At 40.1% G+C, this 14431-nt stretch carries 14 protein-coding genes; 3 read left to right on the top strand and 11 right to left on the bottom strand.

Annotated elements, in window-relative coordinates:
• Position 1 precedes the first annotated feature (1 nt).
• The 11 genes from I1A42_RS17320 to I1A42_RS17270 all read right to left on the bottom strand — a co-directional run bounded on the left by I1A42_RS17320 (position 2) and on the right by I1A42_RS17270 (position 10789).
• Positions 2–775: a tetratricopeptide repeat protein gene (locus tag I1A42_RS17320; protein ID WP_196124194.1), complete on the bottom strand. Its 774-nt coding sequence runs from the start codon at positions 773–775 to the stop codon at positions 2–4.
• Positions 762–1634, bottom strand: a complete 873-nt coding sequence (locus I1A42_RS17315; RefSeq protein ID WP_196124193.1) for a type II secretion system F family protein — start codon at positions 1632–1634, stop codon at positions 762–764. Before I1A42_RS17315 ends, I1A42_RS17320 begins: the two co-directional genes overlap by 14 nt.
• 15 nt (positions 1635–1649) lie before the next feature.
• Entirely contained in the window at positions 1650–2579 is a 930-nt protein-coding gene (locus tag I1A42_RS17310) for a type II secretion system F family protein (RefSeq protein WP_161158516.1), read from the bottom strand.
• A complete protein-coding gene (locus I1A42_RS17305) occupies positions 2579–3862 on the bottom strand; it encodes a CpaF family protein (protein WP_161158509.1) in 1284 nt (427 codons plus the stop codon). Before I1A42_RS17305 ends, I1A42_RS17310 begins: the two co-directional genes overlap by 1 nt.
• The gene (locus I1A42_RS17300) at positions 3863–5101 is read right to left on the bottom strand and encodes an AAA family ATPase (protein ID WP_196124192.1); all 1239 of its coding nucleotides are present in this window, start codon (positions 5099–5101) and stop codon (positions 3863–3865) included.
• 2 nt (positions 5102–5103) lie between these two features.
• Positions 5104–5613, bottom strand: a complete 510-nt coding sequence (locus tag I1A42_RS17295; RefSeq protein WP_161158507.1) for a hypothetical protein — start codon at positions 5611–5613, stop codon at positions 5104–5106.
• Entirely contained in the window at positions 5610–6932 is a 1323-nt protein-coding gene (locus tag I1A42_RS17290; RefSeq protein ID WP_408063543.1) for a type II and III secretion system protein family protein, read from the bottom strand. Before I1A42_RS17290 ends, I1A42_RS17295 begins: the two co-directional genes overlap by 4 nt.
• 76 nt (positions 6933–7008) lie before the next feature.
• Positions 7009–7797 carry a Flp pilus assembly protein CpaB gene (gene cpaB, locus I1A42_RS17285; RefSeq protein WP_196124190.1) on the bottom strand — a complete coding sequence of 263 codons (789 nt, stop codon included), beginning with the start codon at positions 7795–7797 and terminating at the stop codon, positions 7009–7011.
• A gap of 33 nt (positions 7798–7830) precedes the next feature.
• Entirely contained in the window at positions 7831–8271 is a 441-nt protein-coding gene (locus tag I1A42_RS17280) for a prepilin peptidase (protein ID WP_268982072.1), read from the bottom strand.
• Positions 8272–8290: 19 nt separating this feature from the next.
• Positions 8291–8503, bottom strand: coding sequence for a Flp family type IVb pilin (locus tag I1A42_RS17275; protein WP_196124188.1), 213 nt, complete (start codon positions 8501–8503; stop codon positions 8291–8293).
• A gap of 792 nt (positions 8504–9295) precedes the next feature.
• Positions 9296–10789 carry an aldehyde dehydrogenase family protein gene (locus I1A42_RS17270; RefSeq protein ID WP_196124187.1) on the bottom strand — a complete coding sequence of 498 codons (1494 nt, stop codon included), beginning with the start codon at positions 10787–10789 and terminating at the stop codon, positions 9296–9298.
• A gap of 211 nt (positions 10790–11000) precedes the next feature.
• On the opposite strand from I1A42_RS17270, the gene I1A42_RS17265 reads away from it, so the two are divergent.
• From I1A42_RS17265 to I1A42_RS17255, 3 genes are all read left to right on the top strand, one after another.
• Entirely contained in the window at positions 11001–11873 is an 873-nt protein-coding gene (locus I1A42_RS17265) for a GNAT family N-acetyltransferase (RefSeq protein ID WP_196124186.1), read from the top strand.
• Positions 11874–12025: 152 nt separating this feature from the next.
• Complete coding sequence (locus I1A42_RS17260) at positions 12026–13105, top strand: tartrate dehydrogenase (RefSeq protein ID WP_230389624.1); 1080 nt, start codon at positions 12026–12028, stop codon at positions 13103–13105.
• Between the two features lie 253 nt (positions 13106–13358).
• Positions 13359–14384 (top strand): alpha/beta hydrolase, encoded by a 1026-nt coding sequence (locus I1A42_RS17255; RefSeq protein WP_196124185.1) that lies wholly within the window; start codon positions 13359–13361, stop codon positions 14382–14384.
• Positions 14385–14431: the final 47 nt, after the last annotated feature.

Genomic DNA, 14431 nt, shown 5'->3' with positions numbered 1-14431 from the left:
ATTAATTCTCTATAGGCGCCATATTGGAACCAACTGACAAACTTTGTAAATTGACCAATCTCAATTCACTTAACTGCATATAAAGTGCATTGCTTTGTTCTTTAGATAAGGATTTTGTCAATTGTGAAAAAGCTTGTTTATCACCTTGCTTTGCATAAACAACTGCCAAATTTGCAGTCACTTTTTTATTATCTAATTCATCGTTTACCACCAACGATTCAAGTAAACGGCGAGCCGTCATATAATCACCTTGCAATAAGGAAACTAATGCCAGGTTATTCTTTATGGTCTGATCGTTTCCCATAGAGGCTCGTGCTTTAGAAAACCATATTTGAGCTTGTGATAATTTCCCTTGATAACAAGATAATACTCCGAGCAAATTCATCACTTCGGCATCTGCGGGTTTACGCTTATTCGCGTCACTGAGAAAAATTTCAGCTTGAGAAAACTGATGAAGGTTCAAGTAGGCTCTACCTGCAAGTAACTCTACTTTTACCTCAAGATCTTGCTTTTGATTAAGTATCGGTTTTAAATAAAATAACGCTGACGAAAAATCCCCCGTACTTTCATAAGTCGAGACCAACTTTAACCGGGTATCGGATCGCTCCTGTTTCGTTAACTGCTTTTTATAGAATTCGATCAACTTCTGTGTATTACCGCTACTTTTAAGAATTTTCTCATTTGTTTGATCAGAGAACTCAATTGATGGTTTATTCGTACATCCAGATAGAAGGCTCAGTCCAAAAATAAAAAGTAATAGATTAAAAATGCGCATGTTGTAATAACCTCATAATACCTGGAGCTGCAATCAAAATAACAATAGGAACCATGATAAAGATAATTAATGGAATCGACATTCTTGCAGATAGTTGTCCTATTTTCTCTTCAACATGTAATAGTTGAACTTCTCTAATATCAGCCGATAAGGTAGTTAAAACGCTGTAAATAGAAGACCCATATTGCAAGCTTTGATTTAAAGTCATTACAAAGCTTCGAACTTCATTAGTAGGAACACGAGCATATAATTCTTGTAGCGATTGCTCTAATCCTACGACCCTGGCTCGCTCATCAACTTTTCTCAATAAATGGCTAAGATCTTTATCAAAAGCTCCGAATTCTTGAGCTAAGTAGCTAATTGCAGCTTCAATAGTCATACCGGTTTGAACACAAACAGCCATTAAATCGAGCATATACGGCAATTTATTTGAAATCGTATGGCGGAGTGATTTAGCTCTCATCGCCAAATACGTATCAGGCCCCATTAACACTGAGATTAACCACACTGATTCAGCAACAATAAAATTACTTTGGGGTAAGTCGATAAAAACATCTAAAACGAGGATACCGATGGCACCCAAACAAAGAACACCATACTTCACAACAACGAAATATTTGGAAAATTTATTATCGTAAAACCCAGCAGCTAGAAACTTTTTTTGAATTTCTTTGGGATCGGATGAAAAGATACCATTAAAGAAATGAATCAGCCCCAACCAATTGAAATTTCGCTCACCTTCTAATTTGACATTAAAACTAGCCAATTTTTTTTGTCGATTGAGCTTTAAAAATGTAAGGAGTAGCGTAACTGTTCCAGTTAAAATGAGCACTAATGAAACTAACATTATAAAATTCATGCTATGCGCCTCTTACTATCTAACACTTTTCATTAATGCCCAAACGATTGCAATACCAATCGATTCGCTTGCCATGACGTAATAAAGTATTTGTCTCCCACTGTCATTAAACATAACGAATTCATAATTTTCAGGGCTGAGAAACTGTAGGATAAACAGAAAGAAGAAGGGTATCGCAGCGACTATTTTCGCTGAAGTGCGAGCTTCTGACGTTAACGCATACTTTTTTTTATTGATGGCTCGAGCATTAAACATCGTGCGGTTGAGACGATACATGACCTCTTTCAACTGCCCACCACGTTGCATATTTGCCCGTAACGTAATGACGAAGAAATAAAAAGAAGAGTAAGGGTAACGTCGACATGATTTACGAAATACTTCGTCAGGTGTTTCCCCCAACTGCAACCGACGCCCCATAAGATTAAATTCTCTACCTATATCGCCTTCCAATTTATCGCCAACATATAATATGGCATGCATAACACTTTCCCCTGAAGAAACCGCACTGGTCATCATATTTAGAGCATCAGGAAATTCGGCTTCGAAGCGTTTACGCTCTCGCGATTGCATCCAACGATAAAAAGCCAGCAACCCGCCAAACATAAAAACAGGAGAGACGATAAGAGGAGATGCCCTCAAAAAGTTTTGATTAAAAAATAGAGAAGCAGCAAATAATACGGCGATAACAATAAGCAATTTGAATTGTGCTTTTTTTCCAAGCTGTTTCTTGAAGTTTTCCCAGCGAAGTGCCAAATTTTCTAACCAACTTTGGTTGAGTAAAGAGGCAAGATTCACCGCTTGTTGGCTTGTTACTAATGAATCAACATATTCAGTTTTATTAAACTCTGCGAGATAGTTATAACGATTCTTATGTGCTCGACGCTCACTAACCACGCTGTAAATCAATAAAATTAATCCGATAAAAATCACTAATATTGAGAGCATCAAGCGGGTTCTCCTGCTCGGAAAGCGGCCATTAGTTTATCTTCCAACCCAAAAAACTTCGCTTTTTCTACTAATACCGATCGCTGCATCAAACCAGCGGTGACAAAATGACCATGTATCTTATCGTCGTCGGTTTGCTGAAAAGTGGGTTGAAAACGGAAAATCTCCTCCATCACCACATTTGCGCCTTCAAGACCAATTACCTCAGTGATACTCATTACTTTACGACTACCATCATGCAGGCGAGAAATTTGAATGATTAGATCAACAGCACTGACGATAGTACGACGAATGGCTTCAAGGGGAAGATTGTTATTCGCCATCATGACCATAGATTCAACCCGGGCCATAGCATCACGAGGCGTATTAGCGTGAAGTGTTGACATAGAACCATCGTGACCCGTGTTCATTGCTTGCAACATTTCAAAAGCTTCTGGACCACGACACTCACCCACTATGATTCTGTCCGGGCGCATACGTAGTGAGTTGATAACTAAATCACGTTGATTAATCAGCCCAGTGTTTTCAATCCCAGCGGTACGGGTTTCGAGGCGCACCACATGAGGTTGTTGAAGTTTTAACTCAGCAGCGTCTTCTATAGTGATGACACGTTCTTTTTCAGAAATAAACTGAGATAACGCATTTAACATCGTCGTTTTACCTGATCCTGTACCACCTGAAATCAAGATATTCAAACGACAATGTGCTGCTACCATTAATAGTTGAGCCATCTCAGGACTCATCGCGCCAAATTGACACAACTTACTTAAGTCGATGCTTTGCTTCTTAAACTTACGAATAGAGATGGTCGTGCCATCAATCGCAATAGGAGGAATAACAATATTCACGCGACTACCATCAGCCAAGCGTGCATCACAGGTTGGTGAGGACTCATCGACTCGGCGACCGACCCGATTAGCTATTCTCTTTGCAATAGCTAACAACTGCGCTTCATCAATAAAATTGATCGGGGCTAATTCCATCAAACCATGTCGCTCGATGTAGACAGAATCAGGACCATTAACCATGATATCCGTGATCGATTCGTCATCCATTAAGCGTTGCAGTGGTCCTAATCCAATGAGCTCATCAGTCAGACTTTCCACAAATTCTTTACGAACTGTAGATGAAACAGCCGCATTTTCATTTTCGATGAGTAAGTCAACAGCACTTTCTAATTGAGTTGAAAGTTGCTGACGACTGATATCAGTAATAGCGGTGGGATCTAATGCGTCGAAGATTTTTTTACGTAACGAAACATACAGATTCTTTGTTCCAAGCATTTACTTCACCTTACTCAATAATTTCTTAAACAATGAGTGAGTTTTTTCTGTGCTTTCACCAATCACTAAAGAGGCTAAGGATTTTACAGAATTAGCTGATTTATTATTGATATTGGCTAAACGCTTACCGTCTAAAATAACGTTACCGAAATCACCGATAAACGGGATAACCAGATCCGCTTTTTGATGTAGAAACGTCTCAATCTCGGCCAACGACACACTAGCAAATTTTTCTGGCATAGTGTTGTTAACGACGATGAGCAAACGTGGCCTCTGAGAAGGAGGAACGTTATCGATAATTTGCTTAATTCGACCAGCATCTCTCAGTGATGACACCGTTGGTGTGCTGACTAATAAAATACAATCACTTTCTAGCCAAGAGTGGTTAACTTCATAGACTTGCCCCGAAGATGCAGACATATCCTCAATAATGAAGTTACATTCAGCGGACATGATATCGATAACAGAGCGGTGATACTCAGAAACCTCACCTTGAGTCAGGTCGGGCGCAGTTAAACCAAGTAAAGACAACATGTCATTTTGTTTATGTAATAAACTTTTTGCACTAGCCAAATCTAGGGAATCAGTAAAAGAGCCTCTTTGAATACGGCGCTTTTCAAACTTTTGTACCCCAAGCATGATGTCAAGATTACCGCTGTTATAATTATGGTCGACGACAATACAAGATGAATGTTTAACATTTGAAAGTAGATAAGAAAGTTCTGCAGTAATGGCTGTTGCGCCGACTCCCCCTTTAGCGCCAATAACCGTTACGCGTTTCGCTCGTCGTTTTTGACCTGGCCCGCGATTTCGTTCGCGGTTATCATGCACACTACGTACAAAATCGATCAATTCCTGCTTAGTAATGGGCCAAAAAAGATAATAAAACCCCATTTCTTTTAAGTTACGAATTGTAGATATCGCATCTTCACTACCAATGACGATCACAGATGCATGACTCGGTAGTAAGTGACTAATACGCTTAGCATCATCCGTTACGTTATTACTGTTGTTTAACTCTATCAAAACAATTTCAACATTTTGTAAGCGCACGTGCTCAGAAATGTTTTCATCTTTATTAGGCGCGATAACAGGCTCAGTAATGCCTTCAAAGCGATAGGATTCAAGAACAAGTTCCTGGCATTCTTGTGTCTGATGAAAAAGAACTGTCGTAATTTTTTCTGGCTCAATGTGACTGCTAGCTTGTCCAGACTTTAAAATATCAACTAAATCGAACATGGTTATTGAGTATCCATTGAAATAGACGCCGAACGTTCTGGATTAGTCATAGATAACCAGCGGTTACTTTCAACACTACAACCATGGTCATCAGTAAACTGGCTTAATGAATGATAATTAGCATAGTGGCATTGGCTGGTTTTCACTTTATAATCAGTAAGTAATATAAGAAACGAATCAGAAGCCATATCTGAGGCTAGTAAATGGACATGCTCCTTAGCTACTCCCAACTTTAGTAAGGCATTACGTGTATAGTCAGCCAAACGCAATCCCGCTTTTCCTCTATATTTAAGTTCAACCATTTGCGTCACTACCAACTTATTGTGGTGTGCAATAAAATGGTCGATTGACACCTGAGCAGAACGATAATTCGTCACATCGAGTTTCAAAGTTGACGTAACTGGATATAAGGTCACTTTAGTCCCGACTCGATCGTGAACATGACTGCACCCCATAAGCAATGAAGACAATATCACACCAGCCATAATTAGATTCCATCTAGCGATTTTCATTGAATAAAACCTCCGTTAGCTAGCCACTGACGCGCAGGATATGAAGACGCTGTATTTTTATCTAATGCAAAGAAACGCTGTAGATTTGTTGTCCGCTCAAAACTCGGTAGTTTTACCTGATCACTTTCAATTGGCTTAACCAAACTTACCGTAGCTACAATAACCAGCTCTGTTTTTTTACGTTCAGTTTCGGTATAACGGAAAAGAGCACCTAAAATAGGAATATCACCGATATAAGGAATTTTTGAGAGTGACTCGGTCTCTTCATTACTTAACAGCCCACCGAGAACAAAACTTTGGCCGTCGCCCAGTTCAACTGTTGTTTGAGCTTTACGCGTTTTTAAAGCGGGCAAGTCGTATGTTTCATTTTCATACTGGGTATCAAGAGAACTGACTTCTGGGCTAATCGCTAACTCGATCTTGTTATCTCTAAGTACATTCGCAGCTAGATTTAAACGAATGCCATACTCTTTATACGAAACACTCGTACTGCTATCAATCACAGTTACGACGGGAAGTTCGCCCCCCACTAAAAAACTTGCACTTTTCCCTGATATAACAGAGATATTGGGCTCTGCAAGAACCTGACCAATTGTGTTATCGGCTACAGCATTAATCACAGAAACAATATCACTTGCGCTGAATTTGGTTAAGGAGTTGACAAAAATGCCTTGGCTATTTCCATCTGAGTACATTTGAATGCCTAAGTTCTCGGCAAATGATTGTGATACCTCGGCGACTGTTAATTTCACATTAACCTGCTTCGTTACTGCTACCTCCAAATTATTAACAATACCTTGGTAAGTCGCACCGGTATCTAATGTTAAATCCCCACCAGTAGAAGAGTTAGAAGATGACGAAGAATTAGAAGATGAACTAGAAGAACTCGACACTGATACGGTTTGTTTGGTTGCACTTTTCTCCATCAACTCGCCAACTAAAGTGGCAATGCCTTGCTTTTCTTCTTCCGAAGAAACCGTTCCACTCAAGACAACTTGTTGACCAAGATTGTAAATAGAAATATCTAGATGAGGATAGCGAAGTGCCACTTGCTGCTTGATCAGCAGTAAACTGTGGTTCACCACAATTGTTTTTGCTATTAAATCGTTACCTTCACCGTCAAAAATGATGAGAGATGTATTGCCGACTTTTTTGCCGAACACTACCACCTTCCGTTTACCAATCACTTGGTAATCGGCAACCGTAGGATTGGCTATAAACACCGAACTGATTTCTTGTTTAGTTTTGATTGCCGTTGCTTCACCATCGGCAATGTTAATAAGATTGGCAGCCAGTGCACTATTCAGATATAAAAGCATTATCCAAAGCGATGTAAATACGCCGCATTTAAGGCCAATACGTGAATGAGATATACGAATGGTCATCCCTGAAGTCCTATTTTACAATCGCACTCGCAGCACGAAATTCCGTTACAGCATGGTATGATTCCAAAACATCACCAGCATTGGCTGATAGTTGTTTGGCGGTCGCATTTTTAACTGCAAGATGTACTTCAATCTGTGCAATTCTTTTAGCAATGGTCAGTGTTGCCACTTCTTTAGGTGTAAGCTCGAGAATCAACGCCGTTTTTTCGTGATTGACCCGTTGGTCTTTATTTTTCACTTTCTCTGTCGTCAATTTCAGTACCTTGATGTTCATTAACACTGGCGTTAATGAAACCCCTTTATAACTATTTACCGAGTGATCATTCGCCAAATTTTGACTAGTTGACGCCAAAGCTAAAATGTCAACTTTTGAATTCGCATGAATAACACCGCCAACGATAGCGTCTGAATTCGTTTCTATTGGAAATGGAATCAACCCAGGCTTAACGACAAAGTCTACATATTCTGGATCTTGCTGATATATTAGCGAATCACGATACAGTAACTTATCCGAATTAATATCTCGACGAACTAGCGGCCGGTCTGATAAATTAACGACCAAGTTATCATCCAATCCATATTTATTTGCTTTAGATTCAGGCCATTTTTCTAAATAAACATCAGAACGTGTCAAAACATGTCCTTTTTTTAAGTCTGATTTAGTTAAATAAACAGTCAGTTTTTTCTCTTCTTTAACTTGGGTTTCAGCGTGAGGCCTAGGCTGTTTTTGCCCAATTACACCATATATACCAACGCCAATAGCGATTACCGCAAATACACTGACTAATTTTATATTCATAGAACACCAAAACGATGAGAACAGCGAGATAAGTTATTTTGATAAAAAAGTTAATATAATTCCGAACCCAAAGCTGAAGACGATAGGTATCGCATATGGTACACCGTGGTTAACTATCTCTTTGCGGCCACTACATTTGCTATAAAGGAGTAACCCACCGGCAGTAACACCTCCCAAAAACAACATGATAACAACGCAGAGTAGCAGCCATTGCTGGCTCATACCTAAGCTTAAAATGGTTAATAATTTGATGTCACCAGCACCACATATGCCAAGTTTCCAAAAAATCATCCCACCAATAAAGAATAGAAATATCATCGGATAATTAATATCGATTTGATACTCTTGGTGAAGAGAAAATATGAAAATAGAAGACAGAACCAAATCTCTATGTTTAACTGTTCGCTGGGTAATATCACTGTACATAACATTACATAAAGTTAGGACTAAAAACAGTATTAGCCCTAACTTCAATAATTGTGCAGTATCCAATTTATTGCGCTGAAGATGAAGCCGAGTCAATATTAGTAGTGATAGTGCTCATTGCACCTTCAAGAGAATCGCTTAAACTAGAATTAAACATACTCAGTACAATAGCCGAAACTGCCACACCAATAATTGCGTATTCTATAGCTGTCACACCACGTTTATCCGAAAAAAAAGCATCCACGGTGGAATATAATTTCGAGCTTAAATTCATTAACATTGTTATATCCTTAGAAAGAAAACATTACAATTGATTATTTTAGGTTTACGAGGTAAAACCCCTTAGACAAACTGAGTCTCAATAACCTTATATATCATTTATCTACTGGTGGTTTAGCGTAGAGTTCTTCATGGCTTAGCAGAGTGCAAGTTAAAATGAGAAACTGCCAAAAAGCCTATCCATAGCTAACCGTTATTTATATTAAATTGGCACTATCTCAATGTACCTAACTGTTACTATTGATAATAATGAAAGTCATAGCAATGTCATTAATATATCCAAGCAACGAATGACAGAATAATTTTTATTTATCTCAATTCATAGAATAAAAATAAGAAATAATGCACCGCAAAAACAAATTCTCATTTATGAGATAATTTTACATCTATTTCATGAGTGTTTTATCATTTAAAATTATATAGATAAAGTACCTTATAAATATTAATCAAGTAGTTATAAAGATATTTTTATTTATATATAATAATATCATTTCCTGTGTTTCAATGGTGTCACAGTAATCTTAAAAATGAATAAATGTAACTAATAAAATTATTACTTCTAATAAAATCCCGCATTAACAACGACACCAAATTGAACAAAAAACACACAAAATAAGTACAAGTTACGACCATTAGTAAACAATAACAAATGTAACCCTTAATTAAATGGGTGAATGCTGTTTAGTCAGTCAGGCTAACTAAAATAAAGCGAAAATGAGTATTCGGTAGGAGTACAAGATGGCAATAGAGTGGGTGAAGGACTCCTGCCATCTTGTACAGTTCGATGATATGGTTAATTAGATGGGTTTAAATCAAAATCAATCATTACTGTTTTGCTGCGGCGATTTTCTTCAAATGCCTCTTTACCAATGTCTTTACCAATGCCGGAGCACTTGTACCCCCCCGTTGGCATAATATGATCGAACGTCCGTCCATAACGGTTTATCCAAACCGAGCCAGCTTCTATATTTCTCACTGCTCTTAATGCTCGATCTAAATTGGAAGTATGAACACCTGCAGCCAAGCCATAGGTATTGTGACTGGCCAGTTGCCATGCTTCTTGCTCGCTCGTAAAAGTTTGTACCGTTAAAACAGGTCCAAAAATTTCTTGCATAATCGCAATATCATCGCAACCCGTCACTTTTAAAATCGTTGGTTGAAAATACGTACCACATTCATGTCCAATGATGCGTTCTCCCCCATAAAGGCATTGGCTTCCATCCGATATACTTTTTTGGACAATTGATTCAATTCTTGAGAGTTGCTGTTCTGAAATAATCGGACCTAAAGTCGTATTTTGCTCCCATGTTTTTCCAGCAATCAACTGTTTAAAGTGGGCGATAATGAGCGGAATAAATTGTTCATACAACGCTTGTTCGATAATCAATCTAGAGCCTGAAACGCAAACTTGTCCTGCATTGCCAGTAATGGCTTTTGCGACCATGCTGGCCGCTAACTCAATATCAGGAGCATCAGCAAACACTATTTGAGGACTTTTTCCACCCAACTCTAGGGTTGCAGGCTTAGGTCCTGTCAGCGCACACGCAGACATAATATTCGCCCCCGTCTGAGTCGAACCAGTGAAAGTCACTCGGCTCACTAAAGGATGCTCGCAAAGTGCAGCCCCCGTTACTTGACCGGTTCCTAATACCACATTGAAAATATTATTCGGCAATCCGGCATCAATTGCTAACTGAGCTAAGCATAACGTTGAAAAGGGCGTAAGCTCTGATGGCTTCATCACGACTGCGTTTCCAGCCGCTAAGGCTGGCGCTGCTTTCCACATAGCCATACTCATTGGAAAATTCCAAGGCGTAATCGCGCCCACCACACCATAGGGTTCCGTCACCACCATACCGAAACGATCGCTTTGTGTTGTTCCAACATAACCACCATCTTTATCGGCCATTTCAGCGAAAAAGCGTATCGTGTCAGCGACATAGGGTATATCCCACTGAAGAACATCTTGGTAAGTTCGACTGGAACCTAAAGATTCTAACTGTGCTAAATATTGACAATTGTCTTCCACTAATTCAGCCCATCGCATAAGCACTTTTGCCCTATCACGAGGAGCTCGAGTTGCCCAATCGCTAGAACGGAAAGACTCATAAGAAGCGCGCACCACTCTATCTACATATGGGCCATCTGCGATTGGTATTTCGGCATAGACCACACCATCAGAAGGACGAGTGACTGCATGTCGTTCATGCCCAGTTGAAGAATCCAGTTGGCCATGACTAAAGTGCCCATTGGGAATAGCGATCTCATCGGGATTATAATAAGCCATTCGTTGCTCCTTAACTTGTTGGCTATCTGCTTACCTATCATGGTAATTAAATTCTACCAGCATGTGCTGCCGAGCTGGTCACTCAAAGCAGCAGCAATTGTTTTATCACTCTTACCCTTCGGTTATTTGTACCGAACTAGACACCACTACTTGATTTTTATTAACGTCAATGAAATAACAGTGAAAATGATTATCAATAAAGGATGAACACATGGTCGACGCCACTGCCACTGATATTACTTACCAGTTAAGACCCATGGATAACAATGATTTGGAATCAGCTTACCAACTGACCCAAAACCTGCATTGGCCACATCGCAGAGAAGATTGGGCAACGATGCTTAAACTTTCTCATACTGTTGGCCTAGAAATCGATGGCAAGCTTGTTGGTACAGCTTGTAGTGTTGTACAAGGTCAGCACGCTAGTATCGGCTTAATCGTTGTTGCTGATGAATATCAGGGGCTTGGACTAGGACGTAGATTGATGGAAGCCATCACGCAACTTGCAGGCCAACGCCATCTATTTTTAACGGCAACCGTTGCAGGTAAACCCTTGTATGAAAAGCTCGGATTTCATGTATATGGACGTATTAAGCAATTTCAAGGCAATGCAAAATGTCCGACTGATTATCCATCAGGATCACTAAGCAATGAGCTGTCTTTGCGTCAGTACCAAACCTCAGATCATGACTCAATCATCGAGCTGATGAATAGCGCCAGTAAGATGGAACGAACCAAGGTAGCAGAGGAGATCTTTGAGATTTCAGAAGAGATAGTGCTACTAGAAAAAAATCATCAATTGCAGGGTTTTGCCGCATTTAGACCTTTTGGCCGCGGTTATGCCATCGGCCCCGTAGTTGCCCAAAATCAGAGCGAGGCCACAACATTAATTGAATCAATTTTGGCAAAATATCAAGGTCGTTTTATTCGTATTGATACTCCAATTCAGTTCGATTTAGAACCTATGCTTCTAAAATGGAATTTGCAACAAGCTGATGACGTCACTTTGATGTCGCTTGGTCCTCATCCATATTCAGAGCAAGCCCCCTATACATATGGTGTTGTCACTCAGGCCATAGGTTAATTCTCTTGTAGCAATGGATTCAATTACGGTTAGTGACTAATAACGTATAACGTACAAATACCCAATCACATTTAAAAGATTCAGGTATAGCGTTCTTAACCGCTATACCTCCAAATATTGGGTATGTATCATACAAGGAAATGTAGAACATCATGAAAACATTAAAAATTGCAGTCATTCCTGGCGACGGGATTGGTAAAGAAGTCATGCCGGAAGGGATCAAAGCCATTCAAGCCGCAACCGCTGCCTTAACCGATACAAAATTGCAGTTTGACTATTTTGATTGGTCTTGTGAAACCTATCTAGAAACCGGGAAAATGATGCCTGACGATGGTTTAGATATTCTCGCTCAATACGACGCGATTTATCTGGGCGCTGTGGGTTTTCCCAATGTTCCTGACCATATCTCTCTATGGGGGCTATTGCTGCCTATTCGTCGTCAATTTGACCAATATGTTAATTTACGTCCTGTTCGCTTGTTTGATGGTATCGCCTCTCCACTTGCGAATAAAAAAGTTGGCGATATTGATTTCTGGGTCGTCCGTGAAAACGTAGAAGGGGAATACTCCGACATCGGCGGTCATTTTAAGCCAGGTACCGCCGATGAAATTGTTATTCAGCAAAGTCTATTTAGTAAAAAAGGGTGTGATCGCATCATCAACTACGCCTTTGACTTATGCCAGAAGCAAGAACTTAAACGTGTCACCTCTGCTACAAAGTCTAACGGTATGTTCCACTCAATGCCTTTTTGGGATGATTGTTTTTGGAATATTGCTAAGCAGCATCCAACCATAGATTGCGATCAATTCCACATTGATATTCTGTGCGCTAACTTAGTGAAAAAACCAGAACATTTCGATGTCCTAGTTGCTTCCAATTTATTTGGGGATATTTTGTCGGATTTAGGCCCCGCTTGTACTGGCACCATCGCCATTGCCCCTTCAGCCAACATCAATCCAGAGAAAAACTTCCCTTCTATGTTTGAACCCGTGCATGGCTCAGCGCCAGATATTTATGGGCAAAATATCGCTAACCCGATTGGGACGATTTGGGCGGGCTCGATGATGCTAGACCATTTAGGTCTACCTCAAGAAGCCTCCATCATTATGACGGCTATTGAAAAAGTCATAGCCGCACAAGATAACCTCACTCCGGATATGAATGGTAATGCTTCGACTCAACAACTAGGCGATGCTATTACTCACCTAATAGAACAACAAGTTAGCCACTAGGGATATCCTAGAAAGCAGGTATCACTGACCTGCTTTCTTTATCAAACTCTTGATACCGTCCATTGAACCGTATCCTAACGATCGTACTAATTGATCGATTTGCAATAATAGAACTACTTGTTCCGTGAAAAACTGTGACCACGGATTCAAAGTTTGTTCCTAATGCACATAGTCAGACCGGATGCACGACGCCAATCAGTTTATACTGATATAATTCAACTCTATCAAACTGATAACAGCCTTAGGTGGTCATATGTCTGGTAAAAAATCCCAATTACATCCCTCTCTTTGTCGTCTGTTGACTATCGATGAACCTCCCAAGTTTGAGACAGAAACTCTACCGGGTTATATCGACGGAGTGCAGGTCATGCAAATGGGTAAACCAGAACGAGTTCCAGTCGATTCCATTAGTGATGTTGTGTATTCCCAAGTAAAAAAACAGACCGGAAACCGATTACTGAAAATGTCGTTATTAATTCCACGTACATCACAATTAAAACCGGCCATCGTATTTTTCCCAGGAGGTGGCTTTACTACGGCGGAAAGAGATAAGTTTTTGGAAATGCGGGTTGCTCTCGCCCAAGCTGGGTTTGTTGTAGGCTCCGCTGAATATCGTGTTGTTCCTGATGTATTCCCAGCTCCAGTAGTTGATGGTAAAGCCGCAATTCGCTTCTTACGCACCAATGCCACAGAATATGGCATTGATCCAGCTCGCATTGGTGTCTTAGGTAATTCAGCAGGAGGCTGGTTAGCTGAAATGCTGGGGACTACCATCGATATCGAAGAGTTTGATCAAGGATGGTTTGTTGACCAAACATCGGAAGTACAAGCTGTCGCAAGCTTATATGGCATTTCAAACTTGCTTAACATTGGTGAAGGCTACGAAGGAAGTCACTATAAAACCCATCTCCAAGACAATGTAACCGAAGCTTTATTGGTCAATGGTGTCGCTTTCTCCGACCACCCTGGTGGCACCATTGATAGTGATGAAACGAAAGCACTTTACGCATCACCAATGGGACATGTTAAATCTGGCCTGCCCCCTTTCCTACTGATGCATGGCAGTGACGATACTCTAGTGTCACCTATCCAAGGTTCTCAGTTTTATCAAGCTTTAAAAGAAGAAGGAAACCGTGTTGATTATTATCTGGTCGAAGGAGCCGGACACGGAGATGTCAGCTGGTATCAAGAACCGGTAATTAATTTGGTCGTGAGCTGGTTTAAAGAACATCTCTCCGGCCCACAATCACTCTCTAATGACGAGAAAGAGAACCAATAACAACCCGTTGTTCACACCTAAAAGCGAGGCATTAAGCCTCGCCTCCG

This window comes from Vibrio nitrifigilis, from assembly GCF_015686695.1.
Lineage (GTDB): Bacteria > Pseudomonadota > Gammaproteobacteria > Enterobacterales > Vibrionaceae > Vibrio > Vibrio nitrifigilis.
This window is presented reverse-complemented; position numbering and strand designations above follow the sequence as displayed.